Consider the following 618-nt stretch of genomic DNA (forward strand, 5'->3'; position numbering starts at 1 on the left):
CCGCGCCGTGACCCCGGCTGAGACGGTGAAAGTCAACTACACCAAACCAGCATCCGGCGCCGTGGTGCAGGATGCTGCGGGCAACGACGCAGTGGACTTCAACAACCAGGCGGTGACGAACAACACGCCCGCGCAAGCAGACACCAGGCCCCCGGAGTTCATCGACGCCTCGGTCAACGGCAACCAGCTGGAGCTCCACTACGCCGACGCCAACCACCTGAACGCAAACCACAGCGTGCCCGCATCGGCGTTTGCACTGAACAGTCCCGGCGCTGCGGCCATCAGCGTGAGCGACGTTGCCGTCACGGGCAAGACCGTCACGCTGACGCTGAGCCGCGCCGTTGCCAACGGCGAGAAACTCACGCTCAGCTACACCAAGCCGGCGACCGGCGACAACGCGGTACAGGACGCGGCAGGCAACGCCGCGGCGGACTTGCACAACCAGGCCGTGAACAACTTCACGCCCGCACCGGCGCCCGGACCCGGACCCGGACCCGCCCCCGCGCCCACACCGGAACACGACCCCGGCGCGCCCAATGCGGACCACGACGGCGTGCCCGACGCGCAAGAAAATCAGGCCATCGGCCCCAAGGGCTCCGCCCCCGGCGACGGCAACAA

The 618-nt window shown here is 68.4% G+C and carries 1 protein-coding gene; it reads left to right on the forward strand.

Features of this window, described 5'->3' with window-relative positions:
• A partial coding sequence (locus tag VTU_RS29860; protein ID WP_010109389.1) for a SwmB domain-containing protein occupies window positions 1-618 on the forward strand: 618 nt, incomplete at both ends.

The organism is Verminephrobacter aporrectodeae subsp. tuberculatae At4, from assembly GCF_000193225.1.
Lineage (GTDB): Bacteria > Pseudomonadota > Gammaproteobacteria > Burkholderiales > Burkholderiaceae_C > Acidovorax > Acidovorax aporrectodeae.